The organism is Nocardia sp. CA-135953, from assembly GCF_050955735.1.
In the GTDB taxonomy this organism is placed as follows: domain Bacteria; phylum Actinomycetota; class Actinomycetes; order Mycobacteriales; family Mycobacteriaceae; genus Nocardia.
In genome coordinates, this window is sequence record NZ_CP192082.1 from 2,597,454 (window position 1) to 2,618,154 (window position 20,701).

At 65.1% G+C, this 20,701-nt stretch carries 19 protein-coding genes; 10 read left to right on the forward strand and 9 right to left on the reverse strand.

What is annotated here, in order from left to right; all coding sequences use genetic code 11:
• The first annotated feature begins 222 nt into the window (after positions 1-222).
• The 3 genes from ACQPXH_RS11870 (at position 223) to ACQPXH_RS11880 (ending at position 2,511) form a co-directional block, all read left to right on the forward strand.
• A complete protein-coding gene (locus ACQPXH_RS11870) occupies positions 223-978 on the forward strand; it encodes an SDR family NAD(P)-dependent oxidoreductase (protein ID WP_433603421.1) in 756 nt (251 codons plus the stop codon).
• A gap of 602 nt (positions 979-1,580) precedes the next feature.
• Complete coding sequence (locus tag ACQPXH_RS11875) at positions 1,581-2,183, forward strand: TetR family transcriptional regulator (RefSeq protein ID WP_433602375.1); 603 nt, start codon at positions 1,581-1,583, stop codon at positions 2,181-2,183.
• Positions 2,184-2,316: 133 nt separating this feature from the next.
• Positions 2,317-2,511: a hypothetical protein gene (locus ACQPXH_RS11880; RefSeq protein WP_433602376.1), complete on the forward strand. Its 195-nt coding sequence runs from the start codon at positions 2,317-2,319 to the stop codon at positions 2,509-2,511.
• A gap of 103 nt (positions 2,512-2,614) precedes the next feature.
• Here the strand turns inward: ACQPXH_RS11880 and ACQPXH_RS11885 are convergent, their stop codons facing one another.
• Together ACQPXH_RS11885 and ACQPXH_RS11890 are read right to left on the reverse strand one after the other, a co-directional pair.
• Positions 2,615-3,022, reverse strand: a complete 408-nt coding sequence (locus tag ACQPXH_RS11885; protein WP_433602378.1) for a (R)-mandelonitrile lyase — start codon at positions 3,020-3,022, stop codon at positions 2,615-2,617.
• Between the two features lie 44 nt (positions 3,023-3,066).
• Positions 3,067-3,960, reverse strand: a complete 894-nt coding sequence (locus ACQPXH_RS11890; protein ID WP_433602379.1) for a helix-turn-helix transcriptional regulator — start codon at positions 3,958-3,960, stop codon at positions 3,067-3,069.
• 101 nt (positions 3,961-4,061) lie between these two features.
• Between ACQPXH_RS11890 and ACQPXH_RS11895 the strand changes: the two genes are divergently transcribed.
• From ACQPXH_RS11895 to ACQPXH_RS11920, 6 genes are all read left to right on the forward strand, one after another.
• Positions 4,062-5,465, forward strand: coding sequence for an MFS transporter (locus tag ACQPXH_RS11895; protein WP_433602380.1), 1,404 nt, complete (start codon positions 4,062-4,064; stop codon positions 5,463-5,465).
• Entirely contained in the window at positions 5,462-5,878 is a 417-nt protein-coding gene (locus tag ACQPXH_RS11900; protein WP_433602381.1) for a DUF2255 family protein, read from the forward strand. Before ACQPXH_RS11895 ends, ACQPXH_RS11900 begins: the two co-directional genes overlap by 4 nt.
• Complete coding sequence (locus tag ACQPXH_RS11905; protein WP_433602382.1) at positions 5,878-6,207, forward strand: carboxymuconolactone decarboxylase family protein; 330 nt, start codon at positions 5,878-5,880, stop codon at positions 6,205-6,207. The genes ACQPXH_RS11900 and ACQPXH_RS11905 overlap by 1 nt, the downstream gene beginning before the upstream one ends.
• Before the next feature lie 49 nt (positions 6,208-6,256).
• A complete protein-coding gene (locus tag ACQPXH_RS11910) occupies positions 6,257-7,279 on the forward strand; it encodes a zinc-dependent alcohol dehydrogenase family protein (protein ID WP_433602383.1) in 1,023 nt (340 codons plus the stop codon).
• 839 nt (positions 7,280-8,118) lie between these two features.
• Complete coding sequence (locus ACQPXH_RS11915; RefSeq protein ID WP_433602384.1) at positions 8,119-9,081, forward strand: aldo/keto reductase; 963 nt, start codon at positions 8,119-8,121, stop codon at positions 9,079-9,081.
• Positions 9,082-9,730: 649 nt separating this feature from the next.
• Positions 9,731-10,303 carry a TetR/AcrR family transcriptional regulator gene (locus ACQPXH_RS11920; protein WP_433602386.1) on the forward strand — a complete coding sequence of 191 codons (573 nt, stop codon included), beginning with the start codon at positions 9,731-9,733 and terminating at the stop codon, positions 10,301-10,303.
• A gap of 151 nt (positions 10,304-10,454) precedes the next feature.
• Here the strand turns inward: ACQPXH_RS11920 and ACQPXH_RS11925 are convergent, their stop codons facing one another.
• Positions 10,455-11,024, reverse strand: a complete 570-nt coding sequence (locus tag ACQPXH_RS11925; protein WP_433602387.1) for a hypothetical protein — start codon at positions 11,022-11,024, stop codon at positions 10,455-10,457.
• Positions 11,025-11,164: 140 nt separating this feature from the next.
• On the opposite strand from ACQPXH_RS11925, the gene ACQPXH_RS11930 reads away from it, so the two are divergent.
• Positions 11,165-12,178 carry a zinc-dependent alcohol dehydrogenase gene (locus ACQPXH_RS11930; RefSeq protein WP_433602388.1) on the forward strand — a complete coding sequence of 338 codons (1,014 nt, stop codon included), beginning with the start codon at positions 11,165-11,167 and terminating at the stop codon, positions 12,176-12,178.
• A gap of 319 nt (positions 12,179-12,497) precedes the next feature.
• Here the strand turns inward: ACQPXH_RS11930 and ACQPXH_RS11935 are convergent, their stop codons facing one another.
• Genes ACQPXH_RS11935 through ACQPXH_RS11960 form a run of 6 tightly spaced genes read right to left on the reverse strand, consistent with a single transcriptional unit; the run spans position 12,498 to position 20,693 of the window.
• Positions 12,498-13,217, reverse strand: a complete 720-nt coding sequence (locus ACQPXH_RS11935) for a maleylpyruvate isomerase family mycothiol-dependent enzyme (protein ID WP_433602389.1) — start codon at positions 13,215-13,217, stop codon at positions 12,498-12,500.
• Positions 13,204-14,046 (reverse strand): fumarylacetoacetate hydrolase family protein, encoded by an 843-nt coding sequence (locus tag ACQPXH_RS11940; RefSeq protein ID WP_433602391.1) that lies wholly within the window; start codon positions 14,044-14,046, stop codon positions 13,204-13,206. Before ACQPXH_RS11940 ends, ACQPXH_RS11935 begins: the two co-directional genes overlap by 14 nt.
• A 6-nt stretch (positions 14,047-14,052) precedes the next feature.
• Positions 14,053-15,123 carry a cupin domain-containing protein gene (locus ACQPXH_RS11945; RefSeq protein ID WP_433602392.1) on the reverse strand — a complete coding sequence of 357 codons (1,071 nt, stop codon included), beginning with the start codon at positions 15,121-15,123 and terminating at the stop codon, positions 14,053-14,055.
• Positions 15,124-15,169: 46 nt separating this feature from the next.
• Entirely contained in the window at positions 15,170-16,849 is a 1,680-nt protein-coding gene (locus ACQPXH_RS11950) for a (2,3-dihydroxybenzoyl)adenylate synthase (protein WP_433602393.1), read from the reverse strand.
• Positions 16,846-19,014 (reverse strand): acetate--CoA ligase family protein, encoded by a 2,169-nt coding sequence (locus ACQPXH_RS11955; RefSeq protein ID WP_433602394.1) that lies wholly within the window; start codon positions 19,012-19,014, stop codon positions 16,846-16,848. Before ACQPXH_RS11955 ends, ACQPXH_RS11950 begins: the two co-directional genes overlap by 4 nt.
• Complete coding sequence (locus tag ACQPXH_RS11960) at positions 19,011-20,693, reverse strand: FAD-dependent monooxygenase (protein WP_433602395.1); 1,683 nt, start codon at positions 20,691-20,693, stop codon at positions 19,011-19,013. The genes ACQPXH_RS11955 and ACQPXH_RS11960 overlap by 4 nt, the downstream gene beginning before the upstream one ends.
• Between the last annotated feature and the right edge of the window lie 8 nt (positions 20,694-20,701).

Here is a 20,701-nt window from a genome sequence, read left to right on the forward strand (position 1 = left end):
AAGTTTCCGGCGCAGGACAATGACTCCGATATGTCGTAGACCCGAGTTGCATACCGCTCGAGTGTGGCAACTATCGTGAAATCGGAAACCTATCTAAATAATTTAATGATTAGCTGCTCGCTGTGCTATACATGCGATTGAATGACTGATTGAATACGCTACGGAGGAGCCACCTTGTCCACTTCACACGCTTCTCGGCCTGCGCCCACCCGGTCTGGCCGTTTGCAGGGAGTCCGTGCTGTCGTAACCGGCTCCGGCGGTGGCATGGGCGGGGCGATCGCCCTTCGACTTGCGCAAGAGGGCGCCGACATCGCGCTCAACGACCGGGTCGCGGGCGCGACCGACCGATGGCAGGAGCAGATCGCGCCGCTCGGTGGTGACGTGTTCGCGGTGACGACGAACGTGACACGCCGCTCCGGTGCCGAGGAATTCATCAACGCCGCGCTCGACCGTTGGGGCCGCATCGACGTGCTCGTCAACGTCGTGGGCGGTGTGCGCGGGCCGGTCGTGAACCCCGTTTGGGAGATCAGCGAGGAGGACTTCGAGTTCTCGTGGGGCATCAACATGCGCGCGACGTTTCACTGCACTCAACTGGTGCTACCGGCAATGATGGAGCGCAAGGCGGGCAAGATCGTCAACATCGCCTCGAACTCCTGGGCCGGAGAGCCCATGCACGCGCACTACTCGGCGGCGAAGGCGGCGGTGGTGTCGTTCACACGCTCATGCGCCATTCAGCTCGGCCCGTACAACATCAACGTCAACGCGGTCGCGCCTGGCGGCACTCAGACGAACGAACACAACACCGGTGATTGGGACGCGCCCACCTTCGAGACGATGTACGAGACCGGTGGCACGCTCGGTCGGTTCAATACGGGCGAGGACATCGCGAACGCGGTTCTCTATCTGGCATCGGAAGAGTCGCGCAACGTCTCGGGCCAGTTGCTCACCGTTGCGGCGGGGGCAAACCCCAGACTCTGAGATCCGATGCGTTCGATGCACGGTGGTTCGTCGATCGAGCCACCGTTGCGCTCAGGTAGAGCTCGCGACCGTTGTTGCGGTGGAGCCCGAACGCATAGAGCCACATGGTTCGGGCGTGGAGCCAGGCCAACGTCATAATCTGCCTGGTGTGTTCGCCCGGGCTCGGCAGCGATGCGGAGTGTATGTCAGCCGCACGGCACCATCGAGGGTGCAGGTATCGGCGTGCAAGGGCGAAATGCGCCAGGACTGGTGGCGTATCCGGATCGCGACGCGGTCCGCAAGCGTGAACACTGTTTTCGGCCGGTTCCGGGTCCGGTGCGCCGGGTGTTGCCACGCCACGACCTCGCCCACGCGAAAAAGACACTAACGCTTATTCGCAAGCGGTGGATTGTCTCTGTTGCTCCCGACTGCTGGGTGACGGGCCGCAGGGTTGGCTGTAGTTCAGCGTGGCGTGTTGAAAAGGCAACGGCTTCAACGTATCTCAGTTCCGGAAGGTTCCGGACTACATGAATACTCCTGATCGATCCGAACCGTGCAGTTTGACCGTACGTCAATATTCTTCCGTAGTCGAACCGAACGGTTCGGTCTGATAAGGTGGGTGGATGTCGCCCTCAGTTGCTGTCGACTCGACTCGTGACCGCATTGCTGGCGCCGCGAAAGCCGAGTTCGCCCGGTACGGGATCGCGGGCGCGCGGGTGGATCGGATCGCGAAGACCGCCAAGACCAGCAAGGAACGCGTCTACGCGTATTTCCGCAGCAAAGAGAATCTCTACCAGCACATCGCGGCCGAGGAGTTGGCCGCGATCGAGGAAGCGACTCAGATGGATCCCGCTGATCTGCCCGGCTTTGCCGGGCAGATCCACGACTACTTCCTCGCCCATCCCGACAACCATCGCCTCATGAAGTGGGGACAGCTCGAATTCGGTGGTGGTGGGCCGGGCGATCCCACGCGGGTGGCGATGGCCCGCAAGACCGAGCAGCTCCGTCGCGCGCAACGTGACGGTCACCTCGACCCGGCGTGGGATCCCATCGACATTCTGGTGTTCGTGAACCAGCTCGCTACCGCGTGGGTCGACCAACCCGACCTCGCCGACTCCGCCGGCCCCGCAGCCGAACGCGCCGAGTTCCTGGCCGCCCGCCGCGCGGCCATCGTCGGTGCAGTCGAGCGACTATTCCCCGCGGCCAACGCATCCGGCGACAAATAGCCCGACTCGTATGCTCCTCTGGAGTAGGCGTCGGTGGTTGCTGCGGTATCGATGACGACCGCCCGGCGCTCGGGTGCTGTATGCGCGATCGCCCCAGGCTGGGGCGGTCGCGCAGTGCGCATTCGGCGTTGCGGTGCGGTTCGTCGAAGCATTGCTCGCCTCCGCTTTCGGGTTCTCCGGTTACGGTGCGGGTGGCGGCGATGCGGTCGAGTTCTGCGCGGATCGCGGCGAGCTGCTCCTTGCGCGAGTCTTGTCACGCTCGGCCTGGACCGACGTGTGGGAGATCATCGGGTCAGCGTCCACTTCCCTGGACCACATCGGTCGTTGACCTCGACGCCGAGGAACACTGTGCCGGCGTACTTTCCGGTGATCCACTCGGTGATGGCGACATCTCGTTCTCCCCGGAGGTGGCGCGTTCCCGAGGCGTACGGTTATGAGTTCTGGTTGGCTTGTTTGTATTGCTCGTCGGTGACGGGTTCGAGCCAGGTGGCGCCGTCGCCGGTGTCGGTGCCTTCGAGCATGGCGATGTGGCTCATCATGCAGTCGATGCCGGCGCCGTGCCAGTGTTCTTCGCCGGGTGGGGTCCACACGGTGTCGCCAGGGGTGAGGCGGATGACGGTGCCGTCGCGATTGACCACGAGTCCGGCACCGTCGGTGCAGTACAGGGTTTGGCCCAGGGCGTGGGAGTGCCAGTTGGTACGGGCGCCCGGGGTGAACCGCACGATACTGGCGATGAGCCGCGACGGTTCGGCGGGTTTCTTGATGGGGTTGACGTAGACGTCGCCGGTGAAATTCTTCTCAGGGCCTTTGACGGTGGGGGTGGGCGTGGTCAGTTCCACGATTCGGCTCCTTGTCGGGTTGTGTTGCAGCGCTGTGGCTAGGGTCAATTGGGTGACTGGCTGGTGGCGTCGCTGTCCGCGTCGGTGTGGGAGGCGGTGCGTTCGGTGGCGGCCCAGGTCGCGAGCAGGGCGAGCGCGTCCGCCGACGGGCTGGCCGGTTCGGCGGTGTAGGCGGTGAGGATGAGACCGGGTGCGGCGACGAGTTCCATGGAGTCGTAGGCGAGTTCGAGATATCCGACGACGGGGTGGTGGAAGGTCTTGATACCGCCGCGGTGCAGGCGCACATCGTGGGCGGCCCAACGGGTGCGGAAGGCCTCGCTGTGGGTAGCCAACTCACCGATCAATGCGGTGAGCTCCGGATCGTCTGGGTTGCGACCGGTCTCGGTGCGTAGCAGCGCGACCGCGACCGCGAGTGCGCCGTCGTAATCGGGGTAGTAGTCGCTGGCGCGCGGGTCGAGGAAGTCGAAACGGGCGATGTTGGCGCGGTGGGCGGGGTTGTCGAGTACCGGTGAGTAGAGCGCCCGCCCGAGCTGGTTGTTGGCCAGGATGTCGAGGCGGCCGTTGCGCACGAATGCGGCGGCGCCGGTCATGGAGTCCAGGACCCGTTGCACGCTGGCCGGGATCTGGGATTTGCCGCGGCGGCGAGGTGTTCGTGCGGGTTTGGCCGTGCGGGCGAGGTTGAACAGGTGCTCGCGTTCGGCGTCGGTGAGTTGCAGCGCGCGGGCGACCGCGTATAGGACATCGTCGGATACTCCACTGATGTGCCCCTTTTCCAGGCGGATGTACCAGTCGGTGCTGACCCCGGCGAGCACAGCGACCTCTTCGCGGCGCAGCCCAGGTACGCGACGCCGCCCACCGGCGGGGAGCCCGACCTGTTCGGGGGTGAGCTTGGCCCGCCGTGTCGCCAGGAAGTCTCTGATCTCGGCTCGGTTGTCCACCCCACCCACGCTACGAGCGACGCGACAGAAAGGGAGGTCGAATCACTACCCCCCATAACGCGACCTCCCACCCGCGTGGCAACAGCGGTTTCCTGGATGTCGTGACCATCTCCCGCACCCCAGCACAGCCGCCGTTGATCCACGCGGACGCTCGCGTACCCGACCCGGTTTTCGGTGATCGTCATGCACGGTCGGCGCTTGCTGCGGCGGTGCTCGGGTTCTTCGTCGTCACCCTGGACGCGGTCGTGGTGAACGTGACGCTGCCGTCGATCCGCACCGACCTGGGTGGCGGCGTGGCCGGACTGCAGTGGGTGGTGGACGGCTATACGCTGATGTTTGCCGCATTGCTGCTGACAGCTGGATCGGTAAGCGACCGCGTCGGTGCCCGCCGCGCGTTCTCGATCGGAACGGCAGCGTTCGTGCTGGCTTCGATCGCCTGTGGTCTCGCCCCGACCCTGCCTGCCCTGGTCGGTGCACGATTCATGCAAGGCGCGGCGGCTGCGGCGATGATGCCGGCGTCGATGGCACTGATCCGCCAGGGGTTCCCGGATCCGGCGGCGCGGGCGCGGGCGCTCGCGCTGTGGGCGATGGGCGGTGCGGTGGCCTCCTCGGCAGGTCCGGTCCTTGGCGGCGTGCTGACCATGGTCGACTGGCGGCTGATCTTCTTCCTCAACCTGCCTGCCGGCGCGGTGGCCTTGTGGCTGGCCGCTCGGACTCAGCCCAGCCCCCGGCGGCTGGTGCCGTTCGATCCGATCGGGCAGCTCACCGGTCTCGTCGCCATGAGCGCGCTGACGCTCGCCGCGATCGAGGCCGGTGCTCACGGGTTCGGCTCAGCCACAGTGCTCGCGGCATTCGCACTCGCTGCGGCCGCGCTGGCCGGGTTCGTCATCGCTCAACGCCGGGTGATGCATCCGATGTTGCCACGGGGGTTGTTCGGTTCGCGCACCGTGGTGATCCCGGTGGTCACCGGGTTCGCGTTCATGGTCGGCTACTACGGGCTGCCATTCGTGATCAGCCTGTTCCTGCAACAGCACCGCGGGCTGACCGCATGGCAGACAGGGCTGGTGTTCGTGCCGATGATGCTCATCGGCGCCGCACTGACCCCGTTCTCCGCGCGATTCCCCCGCAAACCGGTCATCGTCGCCGGACTCGCACTGATGGCTATCGGTCTTGCCGTCATCGGCCTGATCGCCGCGTCGATTCCGTTGTGGGGGCTAGCCGCGCTGATGCTGCTCGTCGGGCTCGGCGGGCCGACCGTATCACCGCCGGCGACCGCGATCTTGCTCGACGCCGTACCCGCCCAGCAAGCCGGAGTTGCCTCCGGGGTCTTCAACACCAGCCGCCAGATCGGCGGCGCGCTCGCGGTGGCGGTGTTCGGTGGACTGCTCACCCATCCCGACACCTTCCTGGCCGGTGTCCGCACCAGCCTGCTCATCGCTGCTGCCGTCCTTGTCGCTGCCGCGGCCCTGGCCCTGTTCCTGCCCCCAACCGAGGAGAAGCGATGACCGAAACCGTGTGGACACCAGAAGATCTCGCGCGCTGGGGCAGCGTCGAGGAAATCCGGATCAGCACTCGCCGACGTGACGGGTCCCAGCGCACGTTCGTGCCGATCTGGATCGTTGCCGCCGACGGCGGGTTGTATGTGCGCTCCCACCGCGGCACCGTTGGCGCCTGGTACCGCCACGCCCAGCAGGACTCGCACGGCCGCATCCGCGCCGACGGCATCGATCGGGACGTCACCTTTGTCCACCCCGGCGCGGAGGTACGCAAGTCGGTCGATGCCGCCTACCGCACCAAATACGCCCGCTACGGCGACAGTTACCTGCGCCCGATGCTCGCCGAGCAGGCCGTCGCCGCCACCTTGCGGCTCGACCCACAGTCCAGCGCATCAAACCCCGACGAGGAAAGGACGCAGTGATGACACAGGAGCAGAGCACCGGCTGGACCGGGGGAGCACGCGCGTTCGGCGACTTCGCGCCAGGTCTGGTCCATTACACCGACAAGATCCTGTTCGACGAGGTGTGGGAACGCGATGGGCTGTCCAAGCGCGATCGCAGCCTGATCACCGTCGCCGCGCTCACCGCGATGGGCAAGACCGACCAGCTCACCTTCCACCTCGACTACGCCCGCCGCAACGGCGTCACCGAGACCGAACTCAAGGAAGCGATCACCCACCTGGCCTTCTACTGCGGCTGGCCCAACGGCATGAGCGCGATGACCGTCGCCAAACAGGTCTTCGGCGACTGAAAACCACACCAGCCCAACTGATCACAACTGCCAAGAAAAGGAGTCAGGCATGTACGGTGCCGTGCTGCACGCGCCCGGCGATGTCCGATACGAACACCGTGACGATCCCACCCTGATCGCACCCACCGACGCGATCATCGCCATGTCCGCCACCTGCGTATGCGGATCAGATTTGTGGGACTACCGCGGCGTCAACCCCGTCACCGCACCCACCCCGATGGGGCACGAGTATGTCGGCGTTGTCGAGGAGGTCGGCTCCGAAGTCACCGGCATCAAACCCGGCCAGACCGTGATCGGGTCCTTCTTCGCCTCCGACAACACCTGTGAGATCTGCCGCGCCGGCTACCAAACCAGTTGCGTGCACCGCGAATACGTCGGTGCGAACGGCGCCCAAGCCCAATACCTGCGGGTCCCACTCGCCGACGGCACCCTCGTCGCCACCCCCGAAACACCCGACCCCGGCATGCTGCCCAGCCTGCTCGCCACCTCCGACGTGCTCGGTACCGGATGGTTCGGCGCCGTCGCCGCCGAAGCCGGCCCTGGCAAGACCGTTGCCGTGGTCGGCGATGGCGCGGTCGGTCTGCTCGCGGTTATGGCCGCCCACGAACTCGGCGCCGAACGCATAATTGCGTTCTCCCGCCACGAAACTCGCCAGCGGCTCGCTCTCGAGTTCGGTGCCACCGACATCGTCACAGAACGCGGCGACGCCGGCGCTGAACAAATCAAGGAACTCACCGACGGACTCGGCGCCCACTCGGTGATCGAAGCCGTCGGTACCCAGGAATCTATGATGCAAGCCATCCGATCCACTCGCCCCGACGGCCACGTCGGCTATGTCGGTGTCGCCCACGGTGTTTCGCTGCCCGGCGGAGAATTGTTCTACAGCCACACCCACCTCCACGGCGGACCCGCACCCGTGCGGCGATTCCTGCCCGACCTGATCAACCGCGTCACCCGCGGCGATATCGACCCCGGCAAAGTCTTCGACCTCACCCTATCCCTCAATCAAGCCGGCGAAGGTTATGCCGCCATGGACCAACGACGCGCTATCAAAACCCTCCTCCAACCCTGAACCGTCACGGTGTATCGACGAGGGGCTGCCGACCGAGAGTCTTCGGTGACAGTGCGGACCTCGAAGTACTCGGCCTGCCCCGAACTGATCGAGTGACCGACCGAGGCCGGGGATGACGCCCCGCCTCTGGTGCTCGACGTGAGCGCGAGTCGGACATCAGCCGGTGCTGGTCAGTTCGTGTGACTCAATGTGGTGGGAGGACGGAAACAAGCGTTCGACCGCGGTGATGATCGCGGCCCGGCGTGCTGCGAGCTCATGCAGGTTGTCGGGCTGCGGCAGCAGCTCGGGCTATCCGGCCCAGAACATGCGAGTTGGTTGACGAAAAGGCCAAGATGTCGAGCGGGTCGCAGGACGGGGCGAGGTGTCCGGCTGCTTGTGCTTGCCACACCTGTTCGGTTTGCGGTGCACGATCGGGTCGTCGGTACTGTTGTCGGTGAGTTCGAGTTGGCCCCAGTGCATCAGCCGTGATCGTTCGGCGTCGGCGATGAGGTGGTCGTGGACCCGGTCCACGCAGCGGGAAGGTTGGTCGGATCCATGCGGGTGGCCTCGGCGATCGCGGCCAGCTCTCGGATGCGATGAGCTGGTAGAAGTTCTCCTTGCGGAATTGACGTAGACACGCCGTTGTTGATCTCGGCGATCCACTCAACCCGCGCGCCGGTGATGCCGTAGTGGGAGAACTCGGATTTGGCCCTGGTGAGGGTGTGATCGCGGGTCGAATCGGCACGAGTTCGTGAGATCGTTCACTCAGCTACCAAAACCGAACTGTTCGGTTTGACTGATGTAGTTCGGAGACGTACGATCAAACCAAACAGTTCGGTTCGAACAGGAAAGGGATTCTCATGCGCAACAGGACACTCGGCAACCAGGGATTGACGACCTCGGCCATTGGATACGGCTCGATGGGGATCTCCATGGCCTACGGTCCCAGCGACACTCAGGAGGGCATCGCCACGATCCAACGCGCCCACGAGCTGGGCGTCACCCTTTTCGATACCGCCGAGCTCTACGGGTGGGGCGATAACGAGAAGGTCGTCGGCCGCGCGGTGGCAGGTTTCCGTCACGAGGTTGTGATCGCCACCAAGTTCGGTTTCACCCGCGACTTCGGCCTGAATTCCCGGCCCGAGCATATTCGCGAAGTCGTCGACAACAGCCTGCGCAACCTCGACATCGACCACCTCGACCTGCTCTACCAGCACCGGGTGGATCCAGACGTGCCGATCGAGGACGTCGCGGGCGCGGTGGGTGAACTCATCAAGGAGGGCAAGGTCAGCTACTTCGGCCTGAGCGAGGCCGGTTCGGAGACGATTCGACGCGCCCATGCCGTGCAGCCGGTGTCGGTGCTGCAAACCGAGTACTCGTTGTTCGAACGCGACGTCGAGCAGTTGTTTCCGACGCTGGAGGAGCTGGGTATCGGGTTCGTCGCCTACTCGCCATTGGGTCGCGGGTTCATCACCGGTGGTGCCAAGCCCGCTGGGGAATACGACCCGAGCGATTACCGCAACTCCGATCCGCGGTGGCAGCCGGGCAATTTCGAGAAGAACGTCGATGCGGTGCGCCGCCTGAGCGAGTTGGCCGCGACCAAGGGAATCACCGTGTCGCAGCTCGCGCTGGCGTGGCTGCTCAGCCGAGGCGAGCACATTGTGCCGATTCCCGGCACACGTAACGCCCGACGCGTGGAGGAAAACATCGGTGCCGCCGAGGTGGTCCTGACCGCGGCTGATCTCGCTGCGATCGATCAGATCCTGCCCAACGGCGGGTTCGGCACCCGCTACGCTGAACAGGCGCTTCCGACTTGGATCTGAACCATGCCGACGCTTCGCGCCGCGATCGCCCACAACCTGCTGCGCGCCGGTAGAACCCGCGCCGGCGGCTCACACCGCCGGCTATTCTGCGCCGCAATATCGTCAACATCCCGGCCTGGTCCGCCGCGCGTGACGACCCGTCCCGCACTTCCTGCCCACCCACTCGGCCCTGGGCCGAGTCCTGGCTTGCCTTGTGGCGCAATGCAATCGGTAACACACCGCCACAAGCCGTCAGCGCTCGACCATCGCCCGACCAGGGCCCGAACCGAGAACGAAGCGGCAAAGCTGGACAGATCGGCGACTGCCCCCGTACAGCAATCGGCACACCACCGAGGTGTCGCGGCCGACCCGGCCGCGGCACCCCCCGAGCTCGTCCACGGATCAAGGCTCAGTGCCTCGTATAGTCGGCCTGGATTCAGTGGGGACTGTAATCGGGCATCAACCGCTGTCCACGCGGCGAGCACGCCGAGAGGGCATAGACCGTGACGCTGACCGACCGCGGCGGGAGAGGAGTGTCGCCGAGTGCCCGCTCGGGATTCGGGTGCTCGGTGGGAAGCCGACTGGTGTGGTCGTTCGTTGCCGCTGTCCCCATTCCGGCCTGTCATAAGCTTGACGAGCGCGAGCTGGCCCGGTGAAGTAGGAGGCTGTGGTGCAAAGACAGAGGGCAGATGCCAGGGCGAATAGAGTACAGCTCCTCGAGGCGGCCGCGAGAGTCTTCCTCGAGAACGGAATTTCCGTTCCGCTCGATGCCGTCATCGACGCGGCAGGAGTGAGTAGGGCGACTTTCTATCGAAATTTCGCGGACCGTAGCGCCCTTATAACCGCGCTGACAGATGAGGCACTGATCGGCCTTGAAACTCATGCGGCCAGCCAACCCGATGACGCAAGCAAGGTCTTCAGATTATTTGAATATATTTCGAAGCAACTCGTCCAGAACCCAGTTCTGGTGGATTCCTGGCGCTTCTTCGGTACAGGCTCGCCAGAGCTCCGAAGTTTCGACAGACGATTCCATGCGGTTTTCAAGGAGCCGATCAGTACAGCCAAAGACGGGGAGACGTTGCGCTCTGATTTCTCGATCAGCGATGTCTCACTGGTAAAGGACATGCTGGGAACCATCATCGGCCAGAGTTCATCAGACCGGCGCCAGGTTGTCGCGAATCGCATCATGAATCTCATCAAGGATGGGATCAGCAAGGTTCCTGCTGAGATTGTCGAACCGTAATGTGGACTACGGGTGCCAGGGGTAGCCGATGACGAGCCCTTTCAGCATCTGATCGGGAGAATGGAGCGTTGTCAATGGCCGGCGAGTGCCTTCGATACGATCTCACGCGCGATCGCGGCAGGTCCCCGCCGATCGCAGCATCGGAACCGCATCACTGGCAGCGACTGTCGAGTCGATCCGACCCATTGGTGCAGTTAGGACACGCGCGCCTGGTGTGGCGATGCGGGCCTGGATCCGCAAATGTTGGGTCAGATAGTAGATCGACCAGCGGCGATACTCGCTTCAGGAGAAAGCCCATGGCCCGCAGCGACGTCCACGTCGGCCTGTGCGCGCATCCGGCCCGCGATCGCGCACAGGGCGCGAACAACTTCTCCGATTCCGCTTCGGCACCGACCAGCGGCCGGAATGCCTCGCCGATCGCGGCGGCCTGCGCGAGCGCCAGGTCGATCGACAGATTCCAGACCGGTGAAGGGTTGCCGTCGGAAATTCCGCAGCAGTATGACGGCCGGTCAGCGGCGATGACGGTGGTGGGTCGTCGCGGGAATCGGTGTCGCCGCGCGCTGGTATCGATGAGGATGTGCAGCGCCGCGGGCGCGTCGGTGTCGCAGACGGTCAAGCGTCGTGTCCAGTGTGATTTACGGAAGATCATCGAGCGAATGTCCAGCGCCGGTTCGGCTTTCGCGATGCCGACTTCCTGTACCCGGCCGCCGTCGGTGACCATTGCCATCACTTCGGCGAGTTGGCCGGGTGCCCCCGCTGGATTCGATGATGACCTTGGTGCGCCGCCACCCCGCGATTTATTTGACGGTAAACGTACACAAATGTTTCACTTGGGATTCCGGGTGAACAAGGAGGTTTCCAATGAGACAAGCGATACTGGGCGCTGCCCACGAGGTCGAGCTCGACAATGTCCAGGTACCGGAGATCGGCCCCAAGGATGCGCTGGTCAAGGTTGAGGCTTGTGGCATCTGCGGCACTGACATGCAGGCGTACAAGGACGGTGACGCGACGGGGGTGTACCAAGCGCCCACAAAGTTTGGTCACGAGATCGTCGGGCGTATCGAGAAGGTGGGGAGCGAGACCACTGGTCTGACGGTGGGCCAGCGCGTGGTAGTGAATCCCTGCCTGATCAACCCTGGCCTGCACATGGATGCAGTCAGAGCGGGAGGGTTCGCGGACTTTGTCAAGATCAACAATGCTGTCCACGAGCACAATCTTTTCCCGATCTCGGACGCCCTGCCACAAGCCGCCGCGGTCACCATCGAGCCGGCGGTTACCGGCTTCCACCTCGCGAGACGAGGCAATCCGCAACCTGGCGAGAAGGTGGTCATATTCGGTGCCGGCACGATGGGCCTAGCTGCTCTGCAGGCCTTCATCGCTCTCGGAATTGATGATGTCATCATGGCCGACGTGACCGAAAGTCGCTTGGCGCTCGCGACGAAGATGGGAGCGAGGGCCGTCGTAAACCCCGCTGAATCCGACGTCGAAGCCTTCCTCAGGGAGCATCATGGCGATTTCCGTGGTGCGACGCCCGGAGTCGGAACCGACATCTATATCGACACAGCAGGGGTAAGTTCAGCGGTGGACACGGCGCTCAATGCGGCGAAGTTCAACGCGCGAATCATTTTCTTCGGAATCCACAAGAAGCCGCTCACGATTGATGCGGTGACCATCGTTTCCAAGCAGCTCAGTCTGCTGTCGAGCAGCGGCTATGACGAGGACGAGTGGCGCCCGACGATCGATCTGATCGAGGCGGGAAAGCTCGATATCTCGGCGATCGTTACCCACACCTTCGGGTTGAACGCTGTTGAAGACGCGCTCGAGATGTCGACACGAGGCAGCGAGGCCCTGAAAGTCGTGGTGGCAGCCAACTGATCCACATCACTTCAGTGCGCTGCCGAAGCAGCCTTCTGTAAACGAAGCGTTGCGAATGCCGCGAAGAAAGATAACGGGCGGCCCCCGACGCTGCCGGTCGGGATTGCGGTAGAGAGTCCAGCCGCCCGTCGTCGTAGACCTGGTGCCAGGTCTGAGTGTCACGCGCTGCGCGGCGCCCGTGCCGCGAGTTGCATTGTGTCCCATGCCAGGAGAAGGCTGCCCGACTACGGCGGGGCCCGCGCGATCGTCGATGCGCCCGCCCTCGCCCGGGAGGGCGGCTTGTCCTCCGCTTCGGGCTGCGAAACCTCTCATCGTTGGTTCACAACCAGCTCGGTGGTGTCAGGCCATCGACTTGGATCTGCACCCCGGCGGCGCCGCGGCCGGTAGCCCAGCGGACCACGCCCGCGAGTGGGCCGGACACGGTGTTGGTCGCAGGAGAGTCCTGGCTTACCGCACGGGCTGCTCGGCCGTCGACTGCGAGGACAAGGCCTGTTCCCAGGTCCTTCCGGTGCCACACACCGATGATGTCGGTCAGCAGTGAATCGAGCACGACGGTCGGGAAATCACCGAATCGCCCTCCGCTCGCGAGATCGACGGCGTGGATCCACACCTCGCGGGTGCGCATCCAACTGGTTTCCACGGCGGGCACCGTGCGCCCCTGTGCGGTGCGAACCTGCGCCGTCCATGCCCGGGCCGGAAGATCGCGCCATCGCTCATCGAGCCGGGCTACGTTGTGGCTGAACAGGTTTCGCAGGGCCGCCGGTCCCAGCGTGGCACCCTCGTCGATCTCGCGCGCCCGCTGTTCGGTCGAGGCGTACATCGGCGTTTCGATGCCGGTGGCGGCCCAATCGAGCAGTCGGCACAGTGCGGCGGCGTTGTAGCCGACGTGGGCGAGTAGATGTCGCCGTGTCCAGCCGGGCAGCAGGGTGTCGCCGTCGAGGTCGCGGTCGGACAGTTCGGCCAGGCACTGGGCGAAATACGCGGTGCCGCTACGGGCTATCAGCAGCCGTTCGTCGAGCTCGAGTTCATCGAATTCCACTGCGGGCGGCCTTGTCGACGATCGTGGTGTTTCGTATGGAGCCGAGACCGTCGATGCTGACCTCGACGGTCTGCCCGTCCTGGATGTAGCGCGCGGGCTTGCGGGCGTGGCCGACACCACCGGTGGTGCCGGTGATGATGACGTCACCGGGCTGCAGCGTGACGACATGGGAGATGTAGTCGATCAGAAGGGCCGGGGTGAATACCAGGTCGTCGGTGACATCGCTCTGCATCACCTCGCCGTCGAGGCGGGTTTCTATGCGGGTGCCCAGGGCGTAGTCGGTGACCAGGAACGGCCCGAAACCGCTGGTCTTCTCGAAGGTCTTGCCCTGGTCCCACTGCAGGGAGCGGTACTGGTAGTCGCGCATCGTGTAGTCGTTGATCACCGAGTAGCCGGCGATGTAGTCCTCGGCGGCGGCCTCGGATACCTGATATGCGCGTCGGCCGATCACGACGGCCAATTCCGCCTCCCAGTCCAGTTGTGCGGCGGCGTAGGCGGGCACGATCACGTCGTCGTAGGGTCCGGTCAGCGCCTCTTTGAACTTCGAGAACAGCGTCGGGTATTCCGGCAGTTCCCGGCCCATCTCCTTGATGTGGGTGGCATAGTTCAGGCCGACACAGATGATCTTGCTCGGGTTGGGGACGACCGGTGCGTACTCGGCGCCCGCGAGCTCGACAGTGCGGCCCGAGGCCTGCTCTGCCAGTGTTTTCCAGTCCGGAGCGGTCAGCAGATCGGACAGGTCGGTATAGCCGTCGATGACGGTGGCGGTGTTTTCGTGGACGAGTACGGGTGCGGTGGCGCCGTCCAGGCGCAGGGTGGCGAGCTTCATCGATGCTCAGGCTCCTTCGAGAATATGGGTGCGGTGCAAGTGCAGGCGTTCGACGATCGGGGCATCGGAGAAGACGAACAGATCGAATTGGTTTTCCGCCTCGATCGACCACGGGGTCCACGACGGAACGACGATCAGATCGCCCTTGGTGACCGGAAAGATTTTGTCGCCCAGGTGGAATCGACCCGATCCGTCGAAGACCTGATACACCGCCGACCCGACGTCGCGACGTGGGCGAGTGTGCGCGCCGTGGCGGAGCCGGTGGAATTCGGCGCGGATGGTCGGCATGATGTCGCCGCCGGACGTCGGGTTGGTGTAGCGAACCGCAGCGTGCCCGGGTTCGGTGGTGGCGGGGTAGCCCTCGTCTTCCAAGGCGAGTTGTTCGCGCAGGGCGGCATCGGTGTGCTCCCAGCGATAGGCGGCGATCGGTGAGCTGGTCTTGGTGTCCAGACCGACCAGCGGGCGCAGCCCGGGATGTGCCCACAGTCGTTCCGAGCGTGAGATATCCGGTGTGGACTCCTCGGTGACCGTATCGGAACCGAATTCGAAGAAGCTGGTGTCGGTGTAGTGGACGAACGGGATGTCCAGACCGTCGATCCAGGCCATCGGCCGGTCGGTCTCGTTGTGGTGACCGTGGAAATGCCAGCCGGGGGTGAGGAGCAGATCGCCGCGGCGCATCGCGACAGGATCGCCGTTGACGACCGTCCAGACGCCGTCGCCGTCGACGACGAAGCGGAACGCGTTCTGGCTGTGGCGATGTTCGGGTGCGGTCTCCTTCGGGCCGAGGTATTGGATGGCGGCCCACAGCGTGGGCGTCACGTACGGCACGCCGCCCAGACCTGGGTTGGCCAACGCGATGGCGCGTCGTTCGCCGCCGCGCCCGACGGGCACCAGATCACCGGCGCGCTGGGCCAGCGGGTAGAGCGTGGACCAATTCCATACGAACGGAACGGCTTTCGAGGTGGGCTTGATCGGCATGAGGTCGCCGAGCTGGGTCCACAGCGGGTTGAGGTGCGCGGTCTCGAAGTCGCGGTAGAGCTGATCGAGCAGCTTGTCATCGATCTGATGTTCGGCCATCAGTGGTTCCACTTCCTCGGTGGTGGCGCCGCGGCGGCGCGGGCGATCAGGAATGGGGGTCGTTGGAGAGGCGAATGCGGATGTCGTCGCGCAGCGCCTTCTTGTCGATCTTTCCGACCTTGGTGGTCGGCATGTCATCGATGACCTCGAGTCGTTCGGGGAGCTTGAACCTAGCCACCCCGGCCGCGTTCATCACTGTGGTGACATCGGTGAGACCGACCGAATGGCCTGGCGTGACCGTGAGATACAGGCACAGTCGTTCGCCGAGAACCGGATCTGGCATGGCGATGGCGGCTGCCATCTCGACACCGTCGAGCTGGTAGGCGAAGTTCTCGACCTCCTCGGCCGAGATCTTTTCGCCACCGCGGTTGATCATGTCCTTGTCCCGGCCCGCGACAACCAGATTGCCGTCGGAGCGGCGCACCACGACGTCGCCGCTGGCATACCAGCCGTCGGGGGTGAACGCGCGCGAATTGTGTTCGGGTGCACTGAAGTAGCCGCGCGGGGTATACGGACCACGGGTCAGCAGCGCGCCGGGGACGCCGTCGGGAACCGGGTTGCCATCCGCGTCGACGACCAGGATCTCGTCGGCTTCGCTGACCGGGCGACCCTGGGTGGTCAGGATGACCTCCGGGGCGTCATCGAGTCGAGTCATATTGATCAGGCCCTCGGCCATGCCGAATACCTGCTGCAACCGCGCACCGAGCACGGGTTCGACGCGGGCGGCGAGCTCATCGGGCATCCGGGACCCGCCCACCTGCAGGACCCGTAGGCTGGTGCCGCGCATGGTGTGATGCTCACGCTGGTACTCGATCCAGCTCTGTGCCACCGCGGGTACGGCCGCGGCAACGGTGACCGCCTCGGCATCGATGGTGTACAGCGCGCGCTCCGGGGAAGGAGACGGCAGCATGACCGTGCGTCCGCCGGCGAACAATGCGCCGAGAATTCCGGGACATCCGAGCGGGAAATTGTGACTACTGGGCAGAGTTCCCAGATACACCGTGCTCGAACCGATATCGGTGACCGCATTGCAGCAGCGGATGTTGTACACGTAGTCGTCGTTGGTGCGAACGATCAGCTTGGGCAGGCCGGTGGTGCCGCCCGACAGTAGCATCAAGGCGATATCGCCGCCGAGCGGATCGTACTGCGCGTCGGCGAAACGGACCACCGTGTCGAGGGCCTCGCGGAGGCTGTGTTCTTGCGCGTATTCCGTTGCACCCGAAGATAATTCGCCGTGGATCAGCACGGTGCGAATGCTCGGCGTCGCGGCGGCGACTCGCTGAGCGACTCGCCTCAGGTCGGTATCGCGATCGATATCCGCCACGACGATCGCGACCGCCTCAGCCAGCACAGCGAGATGGGTGAGCTCGTGTTGTCGGTGCGCGGGCAACGCCATCACCGGTATCACGCCGATGCGCAGACAGCCGAGGGTCAACGCGACGAACTCCCAGCAGTTCGGCAACTGCAACAGGATTCGATCACCAGGGGCGATGCCGAGATCGAGCAGCGCCTGCGCGCAGGACGCGGACCGGTTCCAGAGTTGGCGATAGGTGAGGCGGACCGCACCGTCGATTACGGCCTCGTCATCGGGGCGGTCGGCGACCTGGGCCGCGATATAAGAGGCCAGCGATCGGCCCCGCCAATATCCGGCTTCGCGATATTCCGCGGCAATGTCTTCCGGCCAGGGCACGACGCCATCGATCGAAACCGGGGTGCGGATACTCATCGCTGTTCTCCTCCGAGCCGGTCCCCAGCCGTCACGACGACCGCGTCGAGCGCGATCAGGCCGGTCGTGGTCAGCCGCAGCGGGTTGATTTCGATTTCGCCGATGTCGGGGTGGACGGTGAGGTAATGCGTGAGAGTCACTGCGATACGGGCGAATTCGTCGCGATCGAGCACCGGGCCGCCGCGCCACCCGGCGAGCAGTGGCGCGCACTGCAGGTCGTCGAGCATTGCCGCCGCGCCCGCGGGCGTGACATGGTTGCTGCGAATTGTCACATCGCCGATCGCCTCGGCCGCGGTGCCACCGAGCCCGGCGACCAGGATCGGTCCGAACGCCGGATCTCGGCGGACGCCGAGGAACAGGTCGACACCCGAGTCGGCCATGCTCTCTACCAGATAGGCCGGTGCGCCGATCGCGTCCAACGCGTCGAGTGCGGCGTCGAGTTCGGTGCTGGTGCGGACATTCAAGTGGACGCCGCCGATCTCGGTCTTGTGCAGCACGGTGGCGTCGAGAATTTTCACCGCGAGGGGGTGCGGTAGTTCGGTCAACGCGCGGTGGGCCGCATCCCGGTCGCCGCATATTCGCCGTCGCGGGGTGGTGATTCCGAGCGTGTCGAGCAGGTCCTTGGCCGTCGCCTCGTCGATGGGCGCGAGGATCGCCGGTGTGCGCCCAGCGGTGGAATCGATCGTCATGTCACTGCCTGGCTTCTGGGATGGAGACAACGCGGGGGTCACCGTTGCGAGGATGGTGCTGCGGCTGTCGGCCTGGATCCAGCGAGCGCGGGCATCTTCGACGAGTGCGCGGATGCCGGTGGCGAGCGCGGTGGGGCTGGCTAGTACGGGGACGCCGAGTTCGGCAGCGCTGGTGGTGGTTTCGGCGACCGCAGCGGCGGGACCGCCGATGCCGAGGATGATCGGCATGTGCTTGTGTACGCCGCAGCGTTGGAGCGCGTCGCTGAGATCGATGGCATCGGGCTCGGCCAGTGCGTAGACCGCGAGCGCGTCGATCTCGGGGTCGGCGGCCGTGGCCTGCAGCACGGCGTCGAATGTGGGCCCCGGCCGGCCGGTATCGACCGGATTGGCCTGGTAGGTCATCGGGGGGAGCAGTCGGATGAGTTCGTTCTGGGTCTTTTCCGCCAGGGTCGGCACCCGAACCTTTTGTGTCAGAAGCTGATCCAGCACCATGAGCCCTGGGCCGGCCTGCGCGGTCACCACGCCGATGCCGGGAGCGGGAGTGGCGGGTAATCGGGTGCGGCTCAGCACTGCCACAGCGGCGACGAGTTCGTGCTCCGAGTCCACCACGACGGCACCGGCTTCCGCGAGCAGAGCGCGGGTGGTGCGCCACGAGGTCGCCAGGGCGCCGGTGTGCGAGGCCGAGAATGCCGCCACATCACTGCGCCCGACCACTAGGGCGACGACAGGTTTCTCGGCGGTCATCGTGCGGACCGCCGACAGCAGCGCAGCGCCGTCGTCCACCGACTCGATGTGCAGCGCGACCGTGGTTATCGCCGGGTCGGTGCGCAGGTACTCGAGGACGTCGATGTGGGTGACATCGACACCGTTGCCCAGTCCCACACCGAGTCCCACCCCGATGCCGTGTTCGGACAGCAGAAACGACAGCGCGTGATTCATGCCGCCACTGGCCGCGACGACCGCGACTGATCCGGACCGGATCTCCCGCACGGTCGGTACGAAACTGACGGTGGTGGTGCGGGGCCGGAAGAATCCGGAGGTGTTGGGTCCGAGCAGCCGTATACCGGTGGCGGCCGTGATCTTCCTCAGCTCCTGCTGGCGGGCGATACCTTCGGCTCCGGCCTCGGCGAATCCGCCCGAGCAGATCAGCGCTGCGCCGATGCCACAATCGGCGGCCGCGCGCAGGGCGTCCGGGGTCGCCTCGGCGGGAATGCATAGAACAGCCAGATCGATCGGACCGCCGTGGAATTCGGTGGCATCGTGCAGCGACGGATGCAAACGGGGGCCTTCGGCCCTCGGGTTGATTCCGTAGACGGCCGCGATGTCGCTGTGCGAGACAGCCTCGAGCATTGCCGATCCGAGTTTGCCGGGCACATCCGATGCGCCGACGACGGCGATCGAGGCGGGGCGGAAAAGCCGGTCGAGGGCGGAGCGTGCGATGGGTGCGGTAGCGTTGGATTCGCGTGCGTGCGTCATCGGCCCGCCCCGGTTTCGGCGGTCGCTGGGGGATTCGGTTCGAACGCAACCGCATCCGCGCGCCCGGACAGGATCAGCGTTGCCGCGCAGTCGTTTTCGTTGATGGCCCGACGGGAACCGATGGCGGCGGGCGTATCGATCACGATCGTCGGGATCCGATGCCGTAGGCGCACATGCTCCGAGCACAGCACTCGCGACAGCGGGGTGCCGCCGCGCACGGCGACGGCATCGGGCCGTGTCGCACAGAGCCGATCCAGTTCAGCCCGGACCTTCGCGGTGAGCGAGGTAGCGTCGCTGGCGGGGGCGGTGACGAGGCGCACCGCGCCGTCGGACTCGTTCGCGAACAGCTCGGTCGTGTCGTCTTTGAACTCCACCTGATCGGGCAAGTGCGACGACACCTGCAGCAGCCGCGAACCGAGGGTCATCCCGCCGACCCGGAGTGGCGTATCCAACGGCGCCGCAGCATGTTCGGCCTGCCACGCCTGTTCGGTCGCGGCGACGAAAGCACCGTCGCGAACCCGTATCTTCTCCGCCGAGATGGCCCGGCTGAAGAAGTGGAACCCGAACTGCCATGGTTCGAAGGCGCGGTAGTACTCGGCGAAGTGATCCCACCACGACAGACTCGGCAGCGAGGAATCCTGAATCTTCGCCACCTGTGGGCGGCGGATCTCCTGGAATCCGGCCAGGGCCGCCGCGAGGTCGGTGGGATATTCGGCTACTGCGCGCGCCAACTGCGCGGCGTCCTCCATGGCCATCTTGGTGCCGGAACCGACCGAGAAGTGGGCCGTGTGCACGGCGTCACCGAGTAGTGCCACCGGTGTGCCGTGTTCGGTGCGGACGTGCCAATGTTCGGTTCGGCGGGTGCGGAAGTTCGCCCAGCGGGAATTGTTTGCTACCAACGGATGCCCATCGATCTGATCGGCGAACAGCTGCTCGAGATAGCGCTGTGTAGCTGTGTCGGAGATGCCCGGCGGAGCCGTGGTGTCGAAGCCGTCGAGACCGGCTCGGCGCCAGGTGGTTTCGTCGGTCTCGACAATGAAGGTGCTCAGATCGGAACCGATCGGGTAGCCGTGCACGGCGAAGTTGCCATGCTCGGACTGGGCGTGCAGGAAGGTAAGACCCTTGAACTGGTAGGTGGTGCCGAACCAGATGAATTTGACCGCGGCCTGCTCGACCGAATGGTCGAGTTCAGTCAGGAACCGTTGCCGCACAGTCGAATTGGCTCCATCGGCGGCAACGATCAAGTCGTAGCCGCTGGTGTCGAGGTCGTCGACGTTTGCCTCGGCGCGGAAGTGCAGCCGAGCGCCCAGTTCGGTCGCCCGATGCCGCAGCGCGTCGAGCAGTACCCGGCGATGGATGGCGGACATCCCGTTGCCCCCGGCCGTGACGGTGGTGTTTTTCATATGCACTTCGATGGCGTCCCAGTGCCGTCCGTGGATCCGCAGCGTCTCCGACAGCACCGGGTCAACGGCGTCGACGTTGTCCAGGGTCGCGTCGGAGAACACCACGCCGAAGCCGAATATGTCGGATTCGTTATTGCGTTCGAAGACGTCGACGGTGGTGCCCGGCTGCGCGTGTGCGAGCGCGATGGCGGCGAACAGGCCGCCCGGGCCACCGCCGATACACGCGACGCGCAACGGTGCTGTGGGCGGACTGGGGTGCTGATCTGGCAGTGACATCGGCGTCG